The sequence below is a fragment of the Cloacibacterium normanense genome (assembly GCF_003860565.1).
Classification (GTDB): domain Bacteria; phylum Bacteroidota; class Bacteroidia; order Flavobacteriales; family Weeksellaceae; genus Cloacibacterium; species Cloacibacterium normanense.
Window position 1 is genome coordinate 417,784 of the sequence record NZ_CP034157.1, and the last position, 24,956, is coordinate 442,739.

Consider the following 24,956-nt stretch of genomic DNA (forward strand, 5'->3'; position numbering starts at 1 on the left):
CAGAGAAATTATTAGAGTTCACGGTGTTCTCCGTGAAATTCTTTGTGTCTCTGTGTTTAGATTTATAGTTGGTATCCATCTTCAGTATCTTCTATTTCTTGCAATTTTCTATTTTTTTCAGGGAAATGTGCCTCAAACCAAATGTACATTACTGGCAATAGATAAAGTGTAAGATAAGTGGCTAATAATAAACCACCAATTACAACTGTAGCGAGAGGTCTCTGCACTTCTGCACCTTCGCCAGTAGAAATTGCCATTGGCAAAAATCCTAAAGATGCTACAAAGGCAGTCATTAAAACAGGTCTTAATCTGGTTTTTCCACCGACAATCACTGCAGTTTTTAAATCTGGTTGTATTGTTTTTTGTCGGTTAAATTCCGAAATAAGAACAATGCCATTTAAAACCGCTACCCCAAATAATGCGATGAAACCAACTCCCGCAGAAATACTGAAATTCATATCTCTTAACCAAAGTGAGAGAATTCCTCCAATAGCGGAAAGTGGAATTGCAGAGAAGATGAGCAATCCGTATTTTACGGAATTAAACGCAAAATACAGCATCAATAAAATTAAAAATAAACTCACCGGAACTGCTATTGCTAAACGTGATTTTGCTTGTTGAAGATTTTCAAAAGTTCCACCATATTTTATGGAATAACCAGCAGGAAGTTTCAGTTGTTTTTCTACATTTTGTTGTAAATCTTCTACCGTAGATTGTATATCTCGGTTTCTTACATTGAAACCAACGATGATTCTTCGCTGAGCATTTTCACGCTGAATTTGGTTAATGCTTTCCTTTAATTCTACATTGGCAACTGTGCTAAGTGGAATTTCAATTCCAGAAGGAGTAGAGATGAGTAGATTATTGACATCGTCTACATTTTTTCTTTGGTTTCCATCTAAACGAACGACCAAATCAAATTTCTTTTCTCCTTCGAAAACAGATCCTGTAGCTTGTCCTGCAAAAGCAGTATTCACGATATTATTGACATCACTCACATTAAGCCCAAATTGTGACATGGCTTCACGTTTGTAAGTAATTACAATCTGTGGCATTCCGGAAACGGGTTCTACATAAATGTTTTGTGCGCCTTCAATTTTTTTGGAAATTTGACCTAATTTTTCAGCATAAACTTTTAAGGTGTCAAGATTTTCTCCAAAAATTTTACAAACTACGTCTTGTCTTGCTCCTGTCATTAATTCGTTAAATCTCATTGCAACAGGATATTGGAAAGAGTAGGTCACGCCAATCATATTTTTTTTCAGTTCGACAGACATTTTTTCTGAGAGTTCATCATAAGTTGTCGCAGAAGTCCATTCAGCACGAGGTTTTAAGATAATCATCATATCACTCGCGTCAATTGGCATAGGATCGGTTGGGATTTCAGAGCTTCCTGTTTTCCCTACAATTTTTTCAATTTCTGGGAATTTTTTCATTAAAATCTGAGAAGATTTTTGAACAGCATCTGTAGAAGTTTTCAGATTACTGCCTGGTAAAACTCTGGTGTCTACCGCAAAATCTCCTTCAGGAAGACTAGGAATAAATTCTCCTCCTAATCTGGTCATTATAAAAACGGCAAAGAAAAATACACCAACAATTCCGAAGAATATTAAGTTAGGAACTTTTAAAACTCTTTCTAATGATTTATCGTAGTTTTTCTCAATTTTTTCAATCATTTTATCCGAAATGGTCTTCTTATTGTTAATTTTTTTAGACAAAACAAGAGAACTCATCATCGGGATATAGGTTAAAGAAAGGATAAATGCTCCCAATAATGCAAAAATTACGGTTTGCGCCATCGGAATAAACATTTTGCCTTCTACGCCTTCTAAAGTGAGAATTGGTAAGTAAACGATAAGGATAATAATTTGTCCAAACACCGCCGAATTCATCATTTTGCTAGAAGAAGTATAGACTTCGTCATCCATCATGGTTTGAGAAATGCGTTGATTTTGATAAACTTTTAAATGTTGTAATCTATGCAAAACCGCTTCTACAATGATGACGGCTCCATCTACAATTAATCCGAAATCTAATGCGCCTAAACTCATTAAATTCCCCGAAACTCCAAAAATATTCATCATAATGATGGCAAAAAGCATGGAGAGCGGAATAACAGAAGCGACCAAAAATCCAGCACGCAGATTTCCTAGGAATAATACCAAAACGAAAACTACAATTAGTGCACCTTCTAAAAGGTTTTTCTCAACTGTTCCGATGGCATTATTTACCATTTTGGTTCGGTCTAAGAATGCATCTATTTTTACGCCTTCTGGTAAAGTTTTCTGGATTTCTTCTATTCTTGTTTTTACTTTTTTAATGACTTCGTTTGAGTTTTCTCCTTTCATCATCATCACCACAGCTCCTGCAACTTCTCCTTTTCCGTTGTAGGTCATTGCGCCGTATCTGATGGCTTTTCCGTATTGTACGGTTCCAATATTTTTAATCAAAATTGGAGTTCCGTCTTCTAAATTTTTAACTACAGTGTTCTCAATATCTGTAATTTTTCCCATTAATCCTTCGGTTCTGATAAATAGAACACTCGGACCTTTTTCTATATAAGCGCCACCAGTGTTTTGATTGTTTTTTTGTAATGCATCAAAAACTTCGGTCATGGTTACACCCATAGATTTCAGTTGAGAAGGATTTACAGCAACTTCATATTGCTTTAAATCTCCACCAAAACTCGCTACATCTGCAACTCCTTCTGTTCCTAATAATTGTCTACGAACTATCCAATCTTGAATGGTTCTGAGTTGCATCGCATTGTAACGGTGTTCATAACCTTTTTTCGGACGAACAACATATTGATAAATTTCTCCTAAACCTGTAGAAATCGGAGCCATAGAAGGCGTGCCTAAACTGGTAGGAATATCTTTTGAAACTTGCTGAAGCCTTTCTGCAACTTGTTGACGTGCCCAATGTAAATCTACTTCATCTTTAAAAACAATAGTGATTACAGAAAGTCCGAAACGCGAAAAACTACGCATTTGTTTAATTCCTGCAATGTTATTATTGGCTTGTTCTAGCGGAAAAGTGATGAATCTTTCTACATCTGGTGCTCCCAAACTTGGGGAAACGGTAATAATCTGTACCTGATTGTCTGTAATATCGGGTACCGCATCGATAGGTAATTTTCTTACCTCAAATATTCCATAAATGATTAATCCAAGCGTGAATAAAGCGATAATCAGTTTATTCTTGATGGAAAATTCTATGATTTTGTTAAGCATTTTAATTTAATTTATAGAGTGAAACGTCTCAAAACCAAATAGTAATGAGTTTTCTATACCAATAAATTAAATCAGCTCTGGCGGTTGAAAAAATGAAAGTAAATGTGGATTGATAAAACTTTCAGCGTAATGAAAGTTCTGGTTTTTTTCTTCAAAAAACTTTTTAGTTTGAGCTAAATTTAACTCAAAAGATTTAGGTAAATCTTGGATAGCAAAGCTAACGGAAGAAATTTCATGGGCTTTAAAAGGCAGTTTCATATCTTTTTCATAGTCACTGTCTTTTTGGCTACCGCTTAAATAATGAAGCACGATAAACCCAATAATACTGATGTTTTTATTTTCAGATTTATGTTCCTGATAATGTTCGATTAATGCAGGAATTTTCAATACTTCTTTTACCTCTGTAAAACTAAAGAGGTAAATTGTTAAGAGAAATATTGAAAAATGTCTTTTCATCTGAATATTTCACAAAGTTAGTGAAAAAATTAATAGAGAATGTCTATGACATGTTAAAGATATGATCATTTATGCATTCCATTCCATCAAGTAATCATTCATCACGAAGCCATTTCCAATGTCAAAGACACCTTCTTCATAGACTTTGAAGCCTTGAGAAAGATAAAAATGATAAGATGGATTTTCCTTGTTTACATTAAGAATAATTCTTTGGTCACCTATTTTTAGAATTTGATTTTTTAGAAATTGAATGGCTTCTTTTCCTAGACCTTTTCCTTTTCCTTCTTCGGTAATGTAGATTCTATGGAGTTTAGTAGTGTTTTCTTCATAATGATTTTCGAAGCCCATAATTCCATAGAAATTTTCTGCATCACCCAAAAGATAATAATGATAATTGGGATTATTAAATTGACGGATGATTTCTTCTTCCGAATACATTAAATCCAGCATAAAATCTATTTGTTCATGAGAAATAATTCCCGGATAGTGACTTCTCCAAGATTTTTGCGCTAAATCTTGAATTAAAGAAATGTCTTTTATAGTGGCTTTTTTTATCATTTTTTGAGTTCAGTAAAAAGTTGTTCTAATTCTTGATGCGGAATAGAAGTGTATTCGTTTTGATGAACTAATTTTTTGGCAAAATTTATTCTGTCATTCGTAATAGGATGAGTAGAAAGGATTTTAGGAATTTCTAGACCTTCTTTTTCTTTTAAAATCGAGAACAGTTCTTCTAAACCTTTTGGATTGATTTTATTTTTTCTAAGAATCTGATAACTTCCTGCATCAGAAGATTCTTCAAAATCTCTAGAATAAGATAGATTATTCAATTGATTGGCATTATCTGCAATAGTAGACATAATTCCGTTTACATCACCAGTTACAGCAGAAACAATAATGTAGCCAGAAATAGCTCTGGAAAGAATTTTGACGCTGTGTCTTTCTTTTACGTGAGTAGCTTCGTGACCAAGAAGTGCAGCTAACTGCTCATAATTAGAGATTTTATCTAAAATTCCTGAATGTACCAAGATGGTTCCGTTTGGCAAAGCATAAGCGTTGACTTCGCTGTCATTCACTACTTTGAAAGTCTGTTTTCTGGAAGTTTCAAAATCGATATTTGAAGCAAATTCTTGAAGGATTCTTGATTTTTTTTGATCAATTTCAAGAATACTTTCCATCTGGTTGTATTGAGAATCTCCTATTTTATTGTCAAATTCTACTGGCGTGATTTCGGTAACACGCTCACTCATCCAAGGAATCACAAAAACATAAAATAAAGCAATCGCAGCAACTACTGTAACGGTGGCAACTGCATAGAATTTAAATCCTAAATCTAGAATGTTTTGGTACCAAGAAATGTTTCGAGATTTTTTAGCAGATTGGTAAATAAGATTGATAACGTAAGGATTGTCTATTCTTAAACTCTCTGCATGATTCTCTTTTCTAGTAATGTAGAGTGTATCGCTATTTTTTTCAAAAGAAACTTCCTCGAAATTCCAATTGAGCTTTCGATTATTATAAAAAAAGGAAATTTTTTTTTCGGGCCATATTTCTAACTCTACGTCATAGGGTTTAGAAGTATGGCCGTCAAAATATTTACCATATGCTTTAGTAAAACTCATTTAGATTACTCCGCTTAAATCCATTACATCTAATGCTTCGTCTCCGAAAGCGTTTTTGTATTCTGCTTCAGTCTGTTGAATCGCATCTAAATCGATATCGCCATAAATCTGAAGTTTAGAAAACATAGTAGTTAAAGTTCTCACTTCTGCAAAAGCATAACCTAATCCTAACGTGAAAACAATAATAATTAAATTGATAATTAATAATTCAAAAATATCTCCTGCACTAAGGTGAGATTTGAATTTAACCTTTTTATCATTGTGATGAAGACTTAAATGGTCAAAATAAAAGTTAATGATGTCTCTTTGGAACCAAAAACTGTAAATTCCTAGTGTAATATAGGTTAAAATTATTCCTTTAAGATTAAGGAAAAAATAATCATCACCATTTGCATGATGTTTAAATGATGCGCTCCCAAATTTTACATTGCTCAAGGTATAATTTCTAAGGTGAATCGTCATCCAAGAACTGTAAATTCCGAAGGTAAGAATGGTCAAAAATAAATCTCTGAAATACATTTTTACCAAAGTGCTTCTGTCTCCTCTGTAACCGAATCTTATTCCTCTCCATGAAGTTCTAGACATTCTATATCTGTAAAATCCGTGAATAGCAAAAGGAATAATGCCTAAAATAAATGCATAGAATAAAAGAAGAATTATCACAGAAAGCGCAGCGTTTTGTGATTGTGCAGCAAATAAAAATGCTAAATACAGGAATAAAAACATTCCAAATACTTTAATAAAACCTACAAACATTTCTTTTCCTGTTCCAGAAAATTGAAATCGGTCATTTTCTAAGTAAGTGTTCGCGTACAAATATTTTAGGGTTCTTTCTTTTGCCCAAGGATAATATAATCCCAAAGTAATAACGGTCAATAGCCAGTTGACAACAACTACGCCAAAAAATTCGCTACCTTTTCCTCTGAAAGAAGAAGAGTAGTTTCTCATGTCAGTTTTCTCCATAAAAGTTTTCTTAGTTTATATAGTTATGATTGTTTTTTTATAAAAGTTGAGACGCGAAAAAATCGCGCCTCAATATAGTAAAAAATTGTTTTTCTGATTAAATTTTTGCCATTTCTGCTTTTATTTTTGCTTGTAAACCTTCAGAAGCAATAACTAGAGGCAATCTTAAGTAGTTTTTGATGATTCCTTTCTCTGCTAAAACGGTTTTAATTCCGCAAGGATTTCCTTCAGCAAAAATAAGTCTGGTGATTTCTACCAATTTGTTATGAATTTCATAAGCTTCTTTTACTTTTCCTTCGAAAGCAAGTTTTACCATTGTAGAAAATTCCTTAGGATAACCTTGTCCAATTACAGAAATTACACCATCTCCACCAGCTAAAGTTACTGGAAGTGTATATTCATCATCTCCAGAAACTAAAGAGAAATTTGCAGGTTTTTTTCTTAAAATATCAAAATATTGTAAGATGTTTGGTGCAGCTTCTTTTATCATAAAAAGATTAGGGAATTCATTCGCTAAACGCAATGTGGTAGAAGCCTCTATGTTTTGACCAGTTCTTCCTGGAACGTTATAAATAATGATTTGTTTTCCTGTAGAAGCTAGCATTTTGTAATGTTGATAAAGTCCTTCTTGGTTAGGTTTGTTATAGTAAGGAGATACCGATAAAACTGCATCGAAATCAGTTAAATCTGCTTCTTCAATTTGTTTTTTAACTTCTAGAGTATTGTTTCCACCGATTCCTAAAACCAATGGCAAACGTTTATTATTAATCTTTATAACGTGTTTTATAACTTCTTGTTTTTCTGTTGCAGAAAGAGTAGCAGCTTCTGCTGTGGTTCCTAGAACTACTAAATAATTGGTGCCATTTTCGATGTTGTATTCTACTAATCTCGTTAGCGAATCAAAATCTACTGATAAATCTTCGTTGAAAGGTGTTACTAATGCTACACCTACTCCTTTTAAGTTACTCATTGTTAAATTCTGTTATAAAAATTAATTTGTTCAAAATTAGTGAAAAATTTTTTTTCAGGAGCAAGAAGTTTACTAATTCTCATCACTTTTGGTCCCTCTTTTCGCTGCAATCTTTTAAAATTTTTTCACTCGGGTTTCATAAAATGAAAAAACCTGAAAATTTTAAAAGGATTTCGCTTCAAAAAGAGGCACGAGTTTCGCCGATTCCTTTAAAAATATAAAAAAACAAAGAGGCAATCGGGGCTATTTTTCACTCAAATTTCTTCGGTTCACGACCGCCAAAAAATCTATTCATAATAACAGATAATCAATTATATTTGCATTACAATTTTTATAAAATCATGAAAAATAAAATTTGGTTGTTGGCCATCGTTGCGCTCACTGCTTCTGCATGCAGAACTCCGCTTCAAGTGGCTCAAGTTCAACCGCAGAAAAATACTTCAATTACTTCTGAAATTGCAGAAAATCAGAATTTTGTATCCTATATCGCTCCATATAAAGCAGAGTTGGAGAAAAAAATGAATTCTAAAATTTCTTACACTTCTGTAGACCTTAATAAATCGGGAGATAATTCTAATTTAGGGAACCTTTTGGCAGATTTCACTTATGAAGGAGCAGAAGAATGGGGAAAAAAAAATGATATTGATGTAGATGCTGCAGTAATTAACATTGGCGGAATTCGTTCTACGATTGGTGCAGGAGATATTTTGACCAAACATGTTTTTGAAGTAATGCCTTTTGAAAATGAAGTGGTAATTGTAAAAATGAAGGGTAGTGATTTGAGAGGTTTATTTCAATATTATCTAGAAACACAGAAAAATAACCCTGTTTCTCATCTTTACATCGAAACAGAAAACGGTAAAATCAATCAAGCCTTAATCGATGGCGAAAATGTAGAAGATGAAAAGGTGTATTACATTGCTACGTCTGATTATCTTGCTTTGGGTGGTGATAATATGAAGTTTTTCAGCAAAGGAGAATTGATTTCTACAGGAATTAAATTAAGAGATTTATTTTTAGAATATTTCGAGAAAAATCCAGAAGTAAAAGCTAATAAAGACATTCGTTTAAATTTTAAAGGGAAAAACTAATGAACAGAAAAGAATTTTTAAAAACAGTAGGAGGCGGAACATTAGCACTTTCTTTAGCGCCTAATTTAGTTTTTGCCCGTCAAAAAAGTATTCTTGACAAAAATTCGGCTTATAAATTGACCGTTTTACATACTAATGACCAACACAGTAGAATAGAACCGTTTGATTCTAGTTATTCTAGAAATCCTAATCAGGGAGGTTTTGCAAGACGTGCTACCTTAATTCAGCAATTTAGAAGCCAAGAAAAAAACGTTCTGTTATTAGATGCAGGTGACATTTTTCAAGGAACACCATATTTTAATTTTTATGGAGGCGAACTAGAATTTAAATTAATGTCTATGATGGGTTATGATGCTGCAACTATGGGAAATCATGATTTCGATAATGGTTTAGAGGGCTTCTTGAAGGCTTTACCGAATGCTAAATTCCCTTTTATCACTTCTAATTACGATTTCAGCAATACCATTCTTGATGGAAAAACCGAAAAATATAAAATCTTCAAAAAAGATGGAATTAAAGTAGGACTTTTCGGAGTGGGAATAGAGTTAGACGGTTTGGTAGGCAAGAAACAATATCAGGAAACTAAATATTTGAATCCAGTAGAAATCGCACAGCATTATGCAGATTTTCTGAGAAAAGAAAAAGGTTGTGATTTGGTAATCTGTCTATCACATATTGGTTATGATTACCGAGATGATGCGGATAAAATTTCTGATAAAAAATTAGCAGCTCAAACGGATAATATTGATTTAATTTTAGGAGGTCACACTCATACTTTTTTACCAGAACCACAATCTTTTACCAATAAAAGTGGCAAAAACGTTTTGGTGAATCAAGTAGGTTGGGCTGGATTACTTCTAGGAAGAATAGATTTTTATTTTGACAAAAATAAGAGTTTACAAAATATTTCATGGAATAATCAAGTTATAGATGATAGCATTTTAGGTTAAAAATTGATGATGAAAAAAAATATATTAGTCTTTTTACTGCTCTTTTTGTATTTTTCAGTGTTTTCGCAAAACACCAATAGTAAGTGGAGCGATTTGTTCTCTTACAATAATGTTTTGGCTTTCAAAGAAAAAGACGGGAAAATCATTGCCGCAACTGAAAATGGAGTTTTTTATTACAACACCATTTCAGGAGAAATTACCAAACTTTCTAAAGCCAATGGTTTGCACGAAGTGAAAATTTCGGCTTTTGACTATGACGCAGCTACCAATACAGCTATCATAGGTTATAAATCTGGGAATTTAGATGTGGTAACTGCAGATGGTGTAACGTATGTGGTAGATATTCCGCTCTCACAAAGTTATACAGGAAGTAAAACGATTAATAATATTTCTATCAATGGAGACAAAGCCGTGATTTCTGTAGGTTATGGCGTTTCTATTTTTAACATCACCAAAAAAGAATTTGGGGATACTTGTTTCTTTTTCAATGGTACTTCTTACGAAAAAGTTTTAGAAGCCACCATAAAAGACAATACCATTTATGCAATTACAGAAAATAGCCTTAAATATCATCCGATTGATGTAACTTTTTCGGTGTACAGCAATTGGAATTCCGTAGCAGGAAATTATACCCAAATAGATTCTAAAACAACTTTGGTATTATCTAATAACAATACGGTGTATTATGGTAATGTGGGAAGTTTAAGTTCAATTCCGCAAAGTTTTACCAAAATTAAAGACATTAAAATTACCGATTCCCAAATTATTGTTGCAGACCAAACCAAAGTATACGCGTATACACTTACAGGAACTTTGCAAAAAACAATAGATATTGCAGAAGAAGTTAATACGGCTTTTGTTGTAAATAATCAAATTTATACAGGAACTAAACTTTCAGGAATTTATGACGAATCTAAAAACTCCTATAAACCAGATGGTCCATATTCTAACATTTCGTATAAAATTAGTCTTTTAGATAATCAATTGTGGGTTTCTACGGGAGGAAGAGATGGTTATAATACTCCGTTTTATACAGGTTTAGGGTATTATCATTTTGATGGTAATCAATGGAATTATCCTAATTATTTCAAAAGTTCTACTTTCGTTTGGAATATTTTAGATGTAGTTCCTAATCCTTCTAAACCTTCCGAAGTTTTCTTTGCCAATTATTCATTTAGAGCTGGAGAAAAAGGGATTTATAAAATGGATAATAATGTTTTTGTAAAAGCATATAACCAAACAGACGCTAATAACTTTTATAACAGACCTGCAGGTTGTGTTTTTGACGAAAATAATCAACTTTTTTGTTCGGTTGGTGCTTTACAAAATCAGAAATATACAGAAGGTGTCTATGTGTATGATAAATCTAATGATCAGTTTGTAATCAATTCTTTAGTTACTGCAGGAAGTACTCAAAAACCAATAATTAAAGAAGGCAAATTATTTATTCCATCTCCTTATTATAATCCGGGAGGTTTGATTATTTCTGATTATAAAAATACGCCGCTTAGTTTTTCAGATGATAAAACCATTTTGATTAATTCAAAAAATGGATTGGCAGCTTCTGGAACTGTTTCAGCTGCGATAGATAAAAATGATGACATTTGGGTAGGAACTAGACTTGGACTTAGAATTTTATCAAATGCTTCTAATGCAATTAATAATACTGATAATAAAGCAGAACCTATTGTTATTACTCAAAACGGAATTCCAGAAGAACTTTTTAAAGATTTGGTGATTCTTCAGGTAGAAGTAGATTCAGGGAATCAAAAATGGGTTTCTGTAGAAGGAGGAGGCGTATTTTACCTCAGTTCTAATGGCGAAAATACCATTTCGCATTTTACAAAAGTAAATTCTCCATTACCAAATGATATTGTTACAGATATAAAAGTTGACCCTAAAACCGGAAAAGTTTATTTTGTAACTTTTGATGGAATTGTGGTCTATCAAGGAGATGTAATCAATGTTTCTAGCGATTTTTCGGAGATAAAAGTTTATCCAAATCCAGTTGTTACAAGTCAATACCGAGGAAATGTAAAAATTTCAGGACTTGCCGAAAAAACCAATATTAGAATTACAGATGCAGCAGGAAACGTGGTGCATCAAGCAGTAGCAAGAGGCGGATATTACGAATGGAACCTCAATAATCAAAAAGGTATTAGAGTAGCCTCGGGAATTTATTTTGTCTTAATGACCAATGAAGATGGAACCGATAAAGCTACCGCGAAAATTGCAGTGGTAAATTAATGGATAAAAATACGGGTTTTTTACTCTCATATATTAAATACGGAGATTATGATGCCATTCTGCATTGTTATACATTAGAAAGCGGTTTTCAGTCGTTTTTCATGAGAGGAATATATTCTGCTAAAAACAAAAAGAAAGCTTTTCTCTCGCCACTTAATGAACTAGAAATTACCTTTTCAAGTCATCACGGCAACCTTCCAATGATTAAAAAGGTAGAACTGAATGAGAAGTTACCAGATGAGGTAAATGTTCATCAGAACGCGGTGATTTTTTTTCTTTCGGATTTTCTCAATCAAATTTTGAAGAATGAAAGTCAGCAAGTTGCTCTTTATCAAGAAATTAAGTTTTTCAAACAGAAAACTTTAGAGAAAAAGATGCATGCGCATTATTTTTTTCTGATTAGGATGCTTCAGTTTTTTGGGATTTCTCCATTGGTGTCCGAAGAAAAATTTTTAAATATTGAAAAGGGAGTTTTCCAAGAAGAAATTACTCAAAAAGAAGTAGATGAAGAACTGTCTTTTCTTTGGAAGAAAATTTTAAACCAAGAAATAGACGAAGATTTTATAATTGAAAAAAAATACAGAAAATCTTTATTAGATTCTATTTTACAATACTATAAAATGCACTTTCCAGAATTTTATTCGCCTAAGTCTTTGGCTGTAATTTTAGAAGTTTTTAAATAAAAAAAACGCCTAATTATAGACTGCACCCAAAAGTTTAGACAAAATTAAACAATATTCTCAAAGGAAAGAGTTCGGTACTGTACCGGACTCTTTCCTTTGAGATTGAGTCTTATTCTATCATTGTTGTAATAGTGAATGTACTTCACTATTTCGATCTTAAGTTCCTGAATGGAACCAAACTTTCTGGTATAAAACATTTCTGATTTTATCGTTCCAAAAAAGTTTTCTATCACCGCATTGTCCAAACAGTTTCCTTTTCGGGACATACTTTGAATAATACCTTTTTCTTTTAACAAGTTTTGGTAATGTTTCATTTGATATTGCCAACCTTGATCAGAATGTAGAATGATGTTTTGTGTAGATTTTACTTTTCTGAATGATTTCTTTAGCATTCTGATGATTTGGCTAAACACAGGTCTTTCAGATAAGTCAAAACTGACAATTTCACCATTAAATAAATCGATGATTGGAGATAGGTAAAGTTTATTACCCGATACATTAAACTCTGTAACATCGGTTGCCCATTTCTGATTAGGAGTGTCCGATTTGAAATTCCTCTGTAGAACATTGGGCGCAATTTTCCCTTGCTCTCCCTTGTAAGATTTATATTTCTTCACTCGGATAATACTCTTTAATCCTAATGTTTTCATAAGTCGTAAAACAGTTTTGTGATTAATCAAAATTCCTTTTTCTTTCAAAAGCAAAGTAATTCTTCTATAGCCCAACCTTCCTTTGTGACGATGATAAATCTGATTAATCATTTCTTTTATTTCCGCATATTTATCTTTCATTTGAAAGCGTTTTTGATAGTAATAAAAACTGCTTCTTGCCATCGATGTACAATGCAGCAGTACTGCTAAATCAAAGTCCTGCCTTAACTCTTCGATGGCTTTGGATTTTTCCTTTCCTGAATTAAGGCGTCTAACTTTTTTAAAATGGCGTTCTCGGCTTCTAAATAATAAATCCTCTCCAACAGTTTTTCCTCCCTTGTTAAGGGTTTGCCTGTTTTCTTTTTTTTTCGCTTGTAATTACTCATGGTTTTAGGTCTTCCTCTGGGTCTGTTTTCTAAACCTAAAATACCATTTTTTTTGTAATTACGCTGCCAACTAAGAATACTGGACTCCGCAGGAATATTAAACCTTCTCGACGCTTCTTTTAAACTTAAATTCTCTTTCTCAATTACTGATAAAATCTTTAATTTAAAATCTTTTGTGTAATGCGTATTGGAAAGCCGAACAAGTCCTGAAACTCCATAAAGTTCATAAAATTTTATCCATTTACGAACCAAGGAACCACAAACTCCAATGCGTTTTCCTAAATCGTCTGTTCCAATGTCCCCTTTGTGATATCTCTTTATAGCTTTTAATTTAAAGTCTACTGAATATTTACTTTTTCCCATAAAAAATACCCCTAAAAAGTGTCTAACTTTTTGGGGCAGTCCATTAGGCGGTTTTTTTATCGGGTTTCCGTTTTGTAAATTTGAAAATTGAAAACAAAACTTTTGTCTTTCATGCTTCCTAAATAAGGAAATGCGTCATCTCTAGCAAATGCGGCTCTTGAAGGTATGATAATTACACCTTGTAAATTATAGTTTTCACTATTTGGAATTTCACAGCTTTGGAAGTATTTTAAACCTTCTTGTAAACCCTCTATTTCATAGAAAGTTCTTGTGTAAGTCTTATTATAGGCAGTATTGTAAGCATTCAATACATCATCTTTAACATAATAATAAGATGGGTCGTATTCTGGATTTCCTGTTCCGCTAGTTACAGTATTTCTAAATGCAATTGGAGTTGAAAAACTTACAGTTCCTTTACTATCTTTTGTCGCAACATAGGTAGTTGTTTTTTGCAGAATAGATATTTTGTCTGTTGCGCCAATTGTTTTTCCATTAGTTGGAGTATATCTACTAATATAAACTACCCCAGAATTAAGTTTTATAACATTATAGTTAAATAGTGGCTTTTCATTATCATCCGCAGTAGAAGTGCTGCTAAAAGCTACTATGTTTCCTCTAGAATCAAAATAGTTATCTTTTAAAAATTTTTGGATAGCCTCGTCGTCATATGAGTTCTGTGTTTCTAGACTTACTTCTGGAGTTGTAGTGGTATTATCATCATCTTTTCTACATGAAGATAAGATAAGAGAAGTGAAAGTAAGAAACAAAAGTATTTTTTTCATAAGTTTTTTTATCCTTTAGATTTGTTTAATTAAATTGCTCGATATTTTCAATAACTGCAAAAGTATAAATAAATTATGAGAATTGATAAATTTTTATGGAGTATTAGGTTTTACAAAACAAGAAATATCGCAGCCGAAGAAATTAAGAAAAATAGAGTTTCTATAGGAGAAAATACCGTAAAATCTTCCAAAGAAGTAAAAGAAGGAGATATTATCAAGATAAGAAAAAATCAAATCGACTATAAAATTAAGGTTTTACAAATTCCCAAAAGTAGAATAGGAGCCAAATTAGTTACCCTTCATGTAGCAGACATGACCGAGAAAGAGCAATATGAATTGCTAAAACTCAGAAAAATGTCTCAGGATTATTATCGTACAAAAGGAGAAGGAAGACCAACCAAAAAAGACAGAAGAGATATGGATGATTTCTTAGAAACAGACCATGACGAAACTTCCATGACAGAAGATGATTGGGATTCTTTCTTTAAGGATGTAGTTGAAGAATAGTAGTGATTTCCTCTACTATTTCTTCTGGCGTTTTACGGTCGGTATCTACAACGTATTGTGCTTTATTGTAAAAAATATTTCTCTCAAAAAGATGCTTGGCGATAAATTCTGGTAAATCTTCATCACTTATTCTTGCAATAAGTGGTCTTTTTTCTTTTTGTTTAGATAATCTTTGAACCAGTGTGCCAATATTTGCTCTTAGATAAATGGTGATAGAATTATTATTAAGGATTTCCATGTTATTGTAGTAAACAGGAGTGCCACCACCTAGACTAATAATACAATTTTCCTGGGTAGCAAGTAGCTCTTCCAAAGTTTCTTTTTCTGACTTTCTAAAGTAGATTTCACCCTTTTTTTCAAAAATTTCAGGTATAGTCATGTTTTTTTTCTTAGAAATTTCTTTGTCGAGGTCAAAAATTTTAAAATTTATTTTTTCTCCCAATATTTTGGAAATGTGAGATTTACCGCTTCCCATATAGCCTACAAGTGAAATAATCATAATTTTATTTTGCACAAAGTTCTTAAAAAATTTTGAGAATTTAAAAAAAGGCGTATCTTTGCACCACTTTTTAACAGAGATGTTAAGGAGACCTGGTAGCTCAGCTGGTAGAGCAATACACTTTTAATGTATGGGTCCTGGGTTCGAATCCCAGCCAGGTCACAACAAAATTCCGTATACCCTTTACGGATTTTTTTTGCCTACGTGGTGAAATTGGTAGACACGCCATCTTGAGGGGGTGGTTTCCTAAGGATGTGCTGGTTCGAGTCCAGTCGTAGGCACGAAGAGCAAAAAATAAAAACTTAGAAATTTTTTTTAAATTTCAAAGACCTGGTAGCTCAGCTGGTAGAGCAATACACTTTTAATGTATGGGTCCTGGGTTCGAATCCCAGCCAGGTCACAATTTACGAAAGTAAATTTTTTTCATATTAATATTTTGTGATTTGGTGTTTAAAAGCCTTCAAGGTAACTTGAAGGCTTTTTATTTGTTTTTATCCTAAATGCATATTGTCTATTAATCTTACCGTGTCTGCATACGCTACTATAAATGCTCTGTATTTTTTATCTTCATCGATAGCATTTGCTTCTTTAAGTGTTTCTTCATCTGCAATGACAAAATACTCTAATTCGAAATTAGAATTTCTAAAAATATCAGTCACTTTTTGTTTAATTTCTTCCAGAGAAATCACTTTAAACCATTCTTTTACTTTTGTAAGTGTTTCGTAGATGATTGTTGCTTCTTTTCTTTGGGTTTCTGTAAGTCTTACATTTCTAGAACTCATGGCAAGTCCATCTTCTTCTCTTAAAGTGGGAACTCCGTGAATTTTTACGGGTAGTTTTGTTTTTTCTATCATTTTTTTGATAATGGCTAATTGCTGGTAATCTTTTTCGCCAAAGTAAGCATTGTGGGGTTGTACTTGTCTGAAAAGTTCTTCTACGATGGTTCCTACTCCGTCAAAATGACCTGGTCTGTATTTGCCTTCCATTTCGTTTTCGAGTCCGTCAAAATCATATTTTTTGCTGTTTAGTCCATCTGGATACATTTCTTCTACATTGGGAACGTAGACTGCATCTACACCTGCTTTTTCTAAAAGTTCTAAGTCTTTTTCTAAGGTTTTCGGGTACTTTTGAAAATCATCAGGATTGTTAAACTGGGTAGGGTTTACAAAAATGGAAGAAATAACCTCGTCGTTTTCTTTTTTAGCAGCTTTGTAAAGAGAAAGGTGACCTCGGTGAAGTGCGCCCATTGTTGGGGCAAATCCTATCTTTTTACCCATTTCTCTCTGTCTTTCAACATAATCAATCAGTGTTTTTTTGCTTTTCAGAACTTTCATAAAAATTGTATTTAGGGTAAAGTTATAAAAAATTGTTAATTAAAAGAAATTCGGTTATTTTTTTGTATTTTTGCATAATTAACCGTCTTTGTATAGAGAAGAAAAAAATATTATGCCGAATCAAAAGATTTTATACGTCACCACAGAGATGTTTCCATATCAGGAAGATAGTAATATGGCGATGATGGTGAACAAGATGGCACTGAAGATGCACCAAGAAGGCAATGACGTAAGAGTTTTTATGCCGAGATTTGGATTTATCAGCGAGAGAAAGTTTCAGTTGCATGAAGTGATTAGATTATCTGGGATGAATATCATTATCAATGATTTAGACCAGCCGTTAATCATAAAAGTAGCTTCTTTGCCAGGAGAAAGATTGCAGGTTTATTTCATAGATAATGAAGAGTATTTCAAGAGAAAACAATATTATCAGGATGAAGATAATCAACCGTTTGAAGATAATGATGAACGAGCAATTTTCTTTGCGAGAGGTGTGATAGAAACCATTAAAAAACTGAATTGGGTTCCAGATATTATCCATTTTAATGGATGGATGGCGTCATTTATCCCGATTTACCTTAAAAATTACTATAAGACAGATTCTTATTTTAACGATACTCAACTTGTACTTTCTGTGTACAATGAAAAAGATTTATCTCTAGGTGACAATATTACTGAAAAATTAAAGTTTGATAATATTGAAAACCTTAAAGCATTAGAAGAGCCTACCATCCAAAGTTTTGTAATAGAAAGCATGAATTTGGTAGATACTATTGTAAAAGGAGATGAATTTTTAGAAGAAAAACTAGACAAAGCCTTTGAAGAATCTAAAACACCTAAAAACGAATATGTAGACGGCGGTTCTATAAGCGAAATTTACTAATCACAAATCACATATAATTACTTAAATGATAAAAGAAATTCAGAATATCTTTAGGCTATTTTTTATTTTATTTTCGGGAGCTGCTATTACAGTAGCTTGTGAATCTGAGCCAGACGAATTAGGAATGCAATTTTTCCAAAACGGAACCGCTCAAGGAACAGAAGAAAGTTTCGATGTAGTAGCCTATAATGTTTATAATAATGATGCGCTAGAAGCAGATAATGATAAACTTTCAGAAGCTACTTTAGGTGCTTTTGATGAGCCTAATTTTGGGATGCAGAAATCATCGTATGTTACCCAAGTAAGATTATCTTCTTATGATCCAGATTTTGGAGCAAATGCTGTAGTAGATTCTGTAGTTTTACAGATGAAACCTCTTTACCAAACAGCAACCGATTCTGTGGTGACTAAAACTTATGAAGATTACATACACCCAGATAATATCGCTGCAAAAAAAGTAGTAACAAGTTATCCTATTAAAAAATACGGAAAAGCGAAAAGAAATTTTACCATCAACGTACATGAAGTTACCGATTTCTTATATTCTACAGAAACCAATTTTTATTCTAATCAACAAGTCAATACAGGAACTTTATTAGGAACCAAATCATTTGACGGATTCATTAGATCTATTAAAATTACTAAAGACTCTGATAATTCTGAATTATTCAGTAGAGATGCAGGATTAAGAATACCTTTAGATAAAGAATTTTTTCAATCTAAAATTATTGATAAAAAAGGGTCTTTTGAACTAAAAGATGTTGCAAGTTTTATTAGATATTTTAGAGGTTTAAAGCTTTCTGTTGTAGAAAATGATGGATATATTTTTAGTTTTAATCCTAATGAATTATCTGCTATTATCTATTATAAATATGATAAAACAGAGAATAGTACTACTACAAGAACTCAAGGAAATTACACCCTAGATTTAGGTTCATCTAATGTACATTTTAATCAAATTCAGTATAACAGAAGCAATACATTTGTTAATCACGTACCAAGTACTCCTAATACAAGTGGAGATGCTAAACTTTTCTTACAAGGAATGGGCGGTCCAGGTGCTGAAGTAGTTATTCCTGATGCCATTATTGCTAAGCTTAAAAATTTATATAAAAACGAAAAAGCAGGCTTACTTTCTGCTAAAATAAGATTGTATTCAGACGAAGTTTTATGGAATAATTCTTATGCTAAACCAGAAACGTTTGCTACTTTAGTAAAAACCATAGGTACAGATAATACGACTACATTTTCGTTTTTCCCAGATAAAGATATCTTTGCTTTTTCTGGAGTTTACAAAATGGTTAACGCAGTAGATTTAAATAAAAATCCTGCCTATTATGATATTGGTATTACTCAGTTTATTAAAAATATAGTAGAAAAAGAAGAAGCAAATAAACCAATTACTATCAATGTAGGTAGTTTCCAAACTTCATCTACTACTGGAGGGTTATTAGGAACAGATTATACGACTAAAGCGTATGCTCCTCAAAGAATTGTTTTAGTTGGAACAGATCCTAGCTTAGACGCTAACCCAAATCCTAGTAATACCAAATATGCTCAATTAAAAGTAATTTACTCAAAAAAATAATATAACTATGTGCGGAATTGTAGGTTATACAGGTTTTCAAGATGCTTATGATATTGTTATCAACGGCTTGAGAAGATTAGAATATAGAGGTTATGACAGTGCAGGAATTGTACTTGAAGATAAAAATAATAATTTTGAGGTTAAGAAAACTAAAGGGAAAGTTTCTGATTTAGTTGACATTTCTGAAAACTTAAAAGGAACTTCTCATATTGGGATGGGACATACAAGATGGGCTACTCACGGAGTTCCAAGCGATAGAAATTCCCACCCACATGTTTCTAACGATGGCAAAATTGCTCTTGTGCATAATGGTATTATCGAAAATTATGATACGATTAAGACCATGCTTATAGGCAAAGGTTTTACTTTTTTATCTGAAACCGATACAGAAGTTCTAGTTAATCTAATTCAATATATTTTAGATGCTCAAAATGTAGATTTTCCACAAGCAGTAAGATATGCTCTAAACGAAGTTTATGGAGCGTATGCAATTACCGTGATGCATCAGGACTATCCAGGTGTTTTAGTTGTAGGAAGATTAGGTTCACCATTAGCAATTGGTTTAGGAGATAAAGAATATTTTATTGCTTCAGATGCATCACCATTTGTAGAATTTACAAAAGAAGCAGTATATCTAGAAGATGGACATATGGCTACCATTTCTTTAGAAAAAGGAGTAGATATTAGAAGCATCAAAGAAAATGAAAAAATAGAACCAGCAATTCAAGAGCTTAAAGTAAGCTTAGAGCAAATAGAAAAAGGTGGTTATGAGCATTTCATGTTAAAAGAAATTTTCGAACAGCCAAAATCTATTCAAGATACATTAAGAGGTAGATTACTCGTAAATGAAGGCATTATAAAAATGGCTGGAATTTGGGATCACCTTGATAGAATTAATAAAGCAGAAAGAATCATCATCATTGCGTGTGGAACATCTTGGCATGCTGGTTTAATCGGAGAATATCTTATTGAAGAATTTGCAAGAATTCCTGTAGAAGTAGAATATGCTTCAGAATTTAGATACAGAAATCCCATCATTACCGAAAAAGATATCGTTGTAGCCATTTCTCAATCAGGAGAAACCGCAGACTCTATGGCAGCGATTAAATTGGCTAAAGAAAAAGGAGCATTCATCTATGGAATTTGTAATGTAGTAGATTCATCTATTGCAAGATTCTCAGATGCTGGTTCTTATACTCATGCTGGTCCAGAAATTGGAGTGGCTTCTACCAAAGCATTTACGGCTCAATTAACTATTTTATCACTTATCGCCCTTAAATTAGGCAAGCATAATGGTAATCTAAGTAATGCTGAATTCATGAGACTCATCACAGAGTTAGACAATATTCCTAAAAAAGTAGAAGAGGTTCTAAAATCTACACATGATTATGTGAAAGAAATTGCGCATGATTTTGTTAATTCTACTAATTTCTTATACTTAGGTAGAGGATTTAATTTCCCTGCAGCATTAGAAGGAGCACTTAAATTGAAAGAGATTTCTTATATCCATGCAGAAGGTTATCCAGCAGCAGAAATGAAACACGGACCTATCGCTTTAATAGACGAAAATATGCCAATTGTAATCATTGCTCCTAAAAAAGGTCATTATGATAAAATTGTAAGTAACGTTCAAGAAATTAAAGCAAGAAAAGGTAAGGTAATCGCTGTAGTAAATTACGGAGATGAGCAAGTTGCTTCTATGGCAGATTATGTAATAGAAATTCCAGAAACTTCAGAATGTTTCTCGCCAATAGTAGCATCTATTCCGTTGCAATTATTAGCTTACTACATTGCGGTTTACAGAGGTGCCAATGTAGACCAACCAAGAAATCTTGCGAAATCTGTAACAGTAGAATAAATTTTAATCAGATACAAAATATTTTACTTTAATTCTCGTTTAAAAAAAATCTTAAAGATTTGTTAAAAAAAAAATTAATTATATATTTACCGCTTTAAACTATAATAGTATAATGAAAAGAATGTTTCTTTTGATGCTTGCAGCATCTTTTGTGGTTTCATGTTCTAAAGGTGGAGGAAGAGCAAGCTCTGGAAAACCAGACTCTAGAGGAGAATTGGTGCCAAAAGAAAGTAAAAAATCTTTCGAGGCTCAAAGACCTTACGGTATGGTGGCCATTCCTGGTGGTTCTTTCGTAATGGGGCAGGCTGATGCAGACTTTACCGCAACACCAGAAAAAGCTCCTCTGAAAACCGTTACCGTTTCTTCATTTTTTATGGACGAAACAGAGGTAACCAATTCAGAATACAGACTCTTCGTAAACTATGTAAGAGACTCTATTGCAAGAACATTATTAGCAGAAGCTGCAGGTGATGATACCAATGAAGATGGAATAGGGAGATATGCTTTTTTAGCTAAAAAAGCGGGTGATGATGCAAACGCATATCAAAAATATTTAGAAGCTCAAGGTGATAGAGACGGGTACAATGATTCTAGAAAATTAGATTGGAGAGTGCCATTATACTGGAAAACTGGTCAATATCCTGACGAAAAATATGCAGAAGTAATGGAATCTCTTTACTTACCACCAGCTAAAAGAATTAACAACGAAAGACTTCTCGATACTCAGAAATTAAAATATTCTTACGAGTGGGAAGATATAGCAACTGCGGTAAAAGATAAAACAAGAAGTGCAAGCTATCTTAAAAAAGAAAGCATTGCTGTTTATCCAGATACAACAGTTTGGGTTAAAGATTTCAACTATGCATATAACGAACCTTTATTTGATAGATATTTTTGGCATAGAGCTTATAAAGATTATCCAGTAGTAGGAGTAACTTGGGATCAAGCAAGAGCTTTTTGTGATTATAAAACGAAAGCAAAAAGAGACTACGTAAAATCTGGTAAAAAAAGAGGAGACAATCCTATGAAATTTAGACTTCCAACAGAAGCAGAATGGGAATACGCAGCAAGAGGTGGTCTAGAAAATGCAACTTATCCTTGGGGTGGTCCTTATCTTACAGATGATAGAGGTTGTTATTTAGCAAACTTTAAACCGAAAAGAGGTAATTACATAGAAGATGAAAAGAAAGGGACTTATCCATATACAGCTCCAGTAAAAAGATTCCATAGAAATGGTTTTGGTCTATATGACATGGCTGGAAACGTTGCAGAATGGACGGAGTCTCCTTACAGCAACTCTACTTATCAATTCTCGTCAACTTTAAATCCTTACTTATCAAACCAAGCCTACAGAGAACTTAAAAAATCTGTAAGAGGAGGTTCTTGGAAAGATGTAGGTTACTTATTAATGACAGGCTATAGAGACTGGGAAAGAAAAGATTCTGCAAGAAGTTATATTGGTTTTAGAACTATTCAAGACGTTCCTGCAGGAACAGCTAGATTGAGAAGATCAAGCAAATAAAAAGTAAAAATTAAATTATCAAAAACTATTAAAAATCAAAGGTATGATTGGGAATCCGTTTAAAACTAAAGACACAACTTTAAATTTTATTTATTCAGCAGGTGCTGCTGTAGTAATCTTAGGAGCATTATTTAAGTTAAATCACTGGAATATTGGGCCATTAACTGGTACTTGGATTCTAGCAATCGGGTTAGGTGTAGAAGCTTTAATTTTCTTAATCTTCGCATTTGATGCACCAAAAGAAGAAGCTTCATATGCTTGGGAAAATGTTTATCCAGAATTATTAGATGCAGATGCTCAGCCAAAAGCTAGAAAAGTAGCTGCAGTAGAAACTTCTGACTTAGACGTTACCTTGTCAAATAAATTAGATAAAATGTTAGCTGATGCTAAACTAGATGTAGAATTATTCGAAAGACTAAAAACAGGAATTGATAAATTTTCTAGTTCTGTAGAGCAAATTAATTCTACGGTAGATGTATCACAAGCTACTACTAAATATAATGACCAATTGACTTTGGCTGCTAGTCACTTAGAAAGCATGAATGCATTATATGCACTACAATTAGAGCATGGTAAAGCACAAAGCGAAATGAGCAAAAAGTATGTAGAAGATATCCAAAAATCTGCAGACCAATCTCAGAAATTTAATGAAGAATTAGCAGGTCTTACATCTAATTTAAATAATCTTAATAGAGTTTACGGAGGTATGCTTTCTGCAATGAAAGCTTAATTTTCTTTCAATATTTTAATCAATAAAAATTTAAAAAAAAAGAATTAAAATGGCTAAAGGAAAACAAACACCTCGTCAGAAAATGATTAACTTGATGTATCTGGTTTTCATTGCGATGCTTGCAATGCAGATAGACCAAGAAATCATTAGATCATTTCAAGATACCAATCAATCTCTTACCGATTCTAGAACATTAGCAGAGAAAAAGAACGATATTTTTGAATTAACCCTTAAACAAAAAGCTGATAATTCACCAGAAACCTTTGGTTTGGCAAGTCAACAATACCAAGGAATGAAGAAAAATGCTGATGACTTAGTTGGTTTTATTGAAACAATAAAAGGACAATTAAAAACAGAAGCAGGTTTTGATGCTAACAAAAATGTAGAAGATAATTTTTCTTCTCTAAATAATACAGACGCTGTAACTAAAAAGTTCTTTAAGGGAGGAGATGCAGAGTTACCATCTAAAAATTCTGAAGAATTAAAAAATAAAATGGCTGCGCTTCAAAGCTATATCATTCAGAATTTTGGAAACAATAAAGATTTAGTTTCTGTAGTAGAGAGAGCTAAAAAAAGACTATCAACTGATGATGCTCCATACAAAAAACAGGGTAAAAACTGGTTACAGTATAAATTTTATAATCAGCCTTTAATTGCTGCTCTTTCTAATTTAGAGGTAATTCAGTCAGAAGCAAGAAACTTACAGTCAGATGCTCTTTCTTTAATGTTAAGAGAAAAAGTAGACGCAGATATTAAGTTTGATGCATTCGAAGCGGTAGTTGCTGCTCCAGATGTAATTATTCAAGGAGAACCAGCAGAAGCAAAAGTATTCATTGGTACTTATGATAGCAATTTACCAGGATTTGGTGTTGCTGGTGCAGATAGAACAGAAAACGGAATTGGTTATAAATCATTAGTTTCTTCTACTCCTGGTGAATATACTTTCAATGGTGTAGTTTCATTTAATGATGCTAATGGTAAAAAATTAGAATACAAATTCTCTCATCCATATAGAGTAGTTCCAGGTGCTAAAGAAGTAGCCTTCGAAAGTGGAGCTTTATTATCTGCTGATAAAATGAACGTTTTATACCGTGGTGTTCAGAACCCAATTTCTGGTTCTATCCTTGGTGCTGATAATAGCCAAACTACACTTACTGCAACTGGCGGAACAGTTACTAAAAAAGGTGGTGGATCTTGGATCATTACTCCAGGTTCAGGTAATACTACTACATTAACCATTTCAGGAAAAGGACCAAAAGGACAAACAATTTCTCAGAAATTTGAGTTCAGAATTAAAAATGTTCCAGCTCCTCAAGGACAAATTAGAGGTGAAAACGAGGTTACAATGCCAGCAACTTCTATTGCTAATCAAACAGTAGGTGCTGCTATCCCAGATTTCGATTTCCCTGTGTCATTCCAAGTAACAGGATTTAAATTTAAAGTTCCAGGAAAAGCTGCGATGTTTGTAAATGGTAACTCATTAAGCTCTGTAGCAGGTCTTACTAAGAACTTAAGATCAGGAGATATTTGTTACATTGCAGGTATTCAAGCAACTGCAACTGGTTTAGGAGGTCAAACGCTGAAAAAAATCAGTCCAGTTGTAATAAATGTTCAATAATTTAGTTATTAAGAATATACATAT

At 32.8% G+C, this 24,956-nt stretch carries 21 protein-coding genes and 3 tRNA genes; 14 read left to right on the forward strand and 10 right to left on the reverse strand.

Going from position 1 to position 24,956, the window contains the following annotated elements:
• Positions 1 to 62: 62 nt before the first annotated feature.
• The 6 genes from EB819_RS02050 to dapA all read right to left on the reverse strand — a co-directional run bounded on the left by EB819_RS02050 (position 63) and on the right by dapA (position 7,241).
• A complete protein-coding gene (locus EB819_RS02050) occupies positions 63 to 3,233 on the reverse strand; it encodes an efflux RND transporter permease subunit (RefSeq protein WP_069797090.1) in 3,171 nt (1,056 codons plus the stop codon).
• Positions 3,234 to 3,299: 66 nt separating this feature from the next.
• Positions 3,300 to 3,689 carry a hypothetical protein gene (locus EB819_RS02055; protein WP_069797089.1) on the reverse strand — a complete coding sequence of 130 codons (390 nt, stop codon included), beginning with the start codon at positions 3,687 to 3,689 and terminating at the stop codon, positions 3,300 to 3,302.
• A 69-nt stretch (positions 3,690 to 3,758) separates the two neighbouring features.
• Positions 3,759 to 4,247: a GNAT family N-acetyltransferase gene (locus EB819_RS02060; protein ID WP_185097654.1), complete on the reverse strand. Its 489-nt coding sequence runs from the start codon at positions 4,245 to 4,247 to the stop codon at positions 3,759 to 3,761.
• Positions 4,244 to 5,308, reverse strand: a complete 1,065-nt coding sequence (locus EB819_RS02065) for a M48 family metallopeptidase (protein WP_069797088.1) — start codon at positions 5,306 to 5,308, stop codon at positions 4,244 to 4,246. Before EB819_RS02065 ends, EB819_RS02060 begins: the two co-directional genes overlap by 4 nt.
• Entirely contained in the window at positions 5,309 to 6,271 is a 963-nt protein-coding gene (locus EB819_RS02070; RefSeq protein WP_069797087.1) for a YjgN family protein, read from the reverse strand.
• Positions 6,272 to 6,368: 97 nt separating this feature from the next.
• Positions 6,369 to 7,241 (reverse strand): 4-hydroxy-tetrahydrodipicolinate synthase, encoded by an 873-nt coding sequence (dapA, locus tag EB819_RS02075; protein WP_069797086.1) that lies wholly within the window; start codon positions 7,239 to 7,241, stop codon positions 6,369 to 6,371.
• Positions 7,242 to 7,582: 341 nt separating this feature from the next.
• Here dapA and EB819_RS02080 point away from each other — a divergent pair, with 341 nt between their 5' ends.
• From EB819_RS02080 to recO, 4 genes are read left to right on the forward strand one after another with little or no spacing between them, the layout of a single operon-like run.
• Positions 7,583 to 8,332 (forward strand): 5'-nucleotidase C-terminal domain-containing protein, encoded by a 750-nt coding sequence (locus tag EB819_RS02080; RefSeq protein WP_069797085.1) that lies wholly within the window; start codon positions 7,583 to 7,585, stop codon positions 8,330 to 8,332.
• Positions 8,332 to 9,282 (forward strand): bifunctional metallophosphatase/5'-nucleotidase, encoded by a 951-nt coding sequence (locus EB819_RS02085; protein ID WP_069797084.1) that lies wholly within the window; start codon positions 8,332 to 8,334, stop codon positions 9,280 to 9,282. Before EB819_RS02080 ends, EB819_RS02085 begins: the two co-directional genes overlap by 1 nt.
• A 6-nt stretch (positions 9,283 to 9,288) precedes the next feature.
• Positions 9,289 to 11,529 carry a type IX secretion system anionic LPS delivery protein PorZ gene (porZ, locus tag EB819_RS02090; RefSeq protein WP_245993204.1) on the forward strand — a complete coding sequence of 747 codons (2,241 nt, stop codon included), beginning with the start codon at positions 9,289 to 9,291 and terminating at the stop codon, positions 11,527 to 11,529.
• The gene (gene recO, locus EB819_RS02095; protein ID WP_069797082.1) at positions 11,529 to 12,212 is read left to right on the forward strand and encodes a DNA repair protein RecO; all 684 of its coding nucleotides are present in this window, start codon (positions 11,529 to 11,531) and stop codon (positions 12,210 to 12,212) included. The genes porZ and recO overlap by 1 nt, the downstream gene beginning before the upstream one ends.
• A gap of 44 nt (positions 12,213 to 12,256) precedes the next feature.
• Here recO and EB819_RS12995 read toward each other — a convergent pair.
• Positions 12,257 to 13,611 (reverse strand): IS3 family transposase gene (locus tag EB819_RS12995; protein WP_394337960.1). Its coding sequence is split into 2 segments (ribosomal slippage): positions 12,257 to 13,137 and positions 13,137 to 13,611, totalling 1,356 coding nucleotides; the frame shifts between segments, so codons are not numbered across the junction.
• 56 nt (positions 13,612 to 13,667) lie between these two features.
• Positions 13,668 to 14,393, reverse strand: a complete 726-nt coding sequence (locus EB819_RS02110; RefSeq protein WP_069799450.1) for a hypothetical protein — start codon at positions 14,391 to 14,393, stop codon at positions 13,668 to 13,670.
• 75 nt (positions 14,394 to 14,468) lie between these two features.
• On the opposite strand from EB819_RS02110, the gene EB819_RS02115 reads away from it, so the two are divergent.
• On the forward strand, positions 14,469 to 14,900 hold the full coding sequence (locus EB819_RS02115; RefSeq protein WP_069799448.1) for an RNA-binding S4 domain-containing protein: 432 nt from the start codon (positions 14,469 to 14,471) through the stop codon (positions 14,898 to 14,900).
• Here the strand turns inward: EB819_RS02115 and EB819_RS02120 are convergent.
• Entirely contained in the window at positions 14,878 to 15,399 is a 522-nt protein-coding gene (locus EB819_RS02120; protein ID WP_069799446.1) for a shikimate kinase, read from the reverse strand. The genes EB819_RS02115 and EB819_RS02120 overlap by 23 nt on opposite strands.
• A gap of 89 nt (positions 15,400 to 15,488) precedes the next feature.
• Between EB819_RS02120 and EB819_RS02125 the strand changes: the two genes are divergently transcribed.
• The 3 genes from EB819_RS02125 (at position 15,489) to EB819_RS02135 (ending at position 15,799) form a co-directional block, all read left to right on the forward strand.
• Positions 15,489 to 15,561 (forward strand) — tRNA-Lys (locus tag EB819_RS02125).
• A gap of 36 nt (positions 15,562 to 15,597) precedes the next feature.
• A tRNA-Leu gene (locus EB819_RS02130) sits at positions 15,598 to 15,680 on the forward strand.
• Positions 15,681 to 15,726: 46 nt separating this feature from the next.
• Positions 15,727 to 15,799: transfer RNA gene (locus tag EB819_RS02135), tRNA-Lys, on the forward strand.
• Between the two features lie 91 nt (positions 15,800 to 15,890).
• On the opposite strand, the gene panC is transcribed toward EB819_RS02135, so the two are convergent.
• On the reverse strand, positions 15,891 to 16,733 hold the full coding sequence (panC, locus tag EB819_RS02140; protein WP_069799444.1) for a pantoate--beta-alanine ligase: 843 nt from the start codon (positions 16,731 to 16,733) through the stop codon (positions 15,891 to 15,893).
• 112 nt (positions 16,734 to 16,845) lie between these two features.
• On the opposite strand from panC, the gene EB819_RS02145 reads away from it, so the two are divergent.
• The 6 genes from EB819_RS02145 to porM all read left to right on the forward strand — a co-directional run bounded on the left by EB819_RS02145 (position 16,846) and on the right by porM (position 24,932).
• Complete coding sequence (locus tag EB819_RS02145; RefSeq protein WP_069799454.1) at positions 16,846 to 17,616, forward strand: glycogen/starch synthase; 771 nt, start codon at positions 16,846 to 16,848, stop codon at positions 17,614 to 17,616.
• Positions 17,617 to 17,641: 25 nt separating this feature from the next.
• Positions 17,642 to 19,204 (forward strand): DUF4270 domain-containing protein, encoded by a 1,563-nt coding sequence (locus EB819_RS02150; RefSeq protein WP_069799442.1) that lies wholly within the window; start codon positions 17,642 to 17,644, stop codon positions 19,202 to 19,204.
• A 7-nt stretch (positions 19,205 to 19,211) separates the two neighbouring features.
• On the forward strand, positions 19,212 to 21,062 hold the full coding sequence (gene glmS / locus EB819_RS02155) for a glutamine--fructose-6-phosphate transaminase (isomerizing) (RefSeq protein WP_069799440.1): 1,851 nt from the start codon (positions 19,212 to 19,214) through the stop codon (positions 21,060 to 21,062).
• A gap of 112 nt (positions 21,063 to 21,174) precedes the next feature.
• Entirely contained in the window at positions 21,175 to 22,584 is a 1,410-nt protein-coding gene (gene porK, locus EB819_RS02160; RefSeq protein ID WP_069799438.1) for a T9SS ring complex lipoprotein PorK/GldK, read from the forward strand.
• Positions 22,585 to 22,627: 43 nt separating this feature from the next.
• Entirely contained in the window at positions 22,628 to 23,314 is a 687-nt protein-coding gene (porL, locus tag EB819_RS02165) for a type IX secretion system motor protein PorL/GldL (protein ID WP_069799436.1), read from the forward strand.
• Between the two features lie 49 nt (positions 23,315 to 23,363).
• A complete protein-coding gene (gene porM, locus EB819_RS02170; protein WP_069799434.1) occupies positions 23,364 to 24,932 on the forward strand; it encodes a type IX secretion system motor protein PorM/GldM in 1,569 nt (522 codons plus the stop codon).
• Positions 24,933 to 24,956 lie beyond the last annotated feature (24 nt).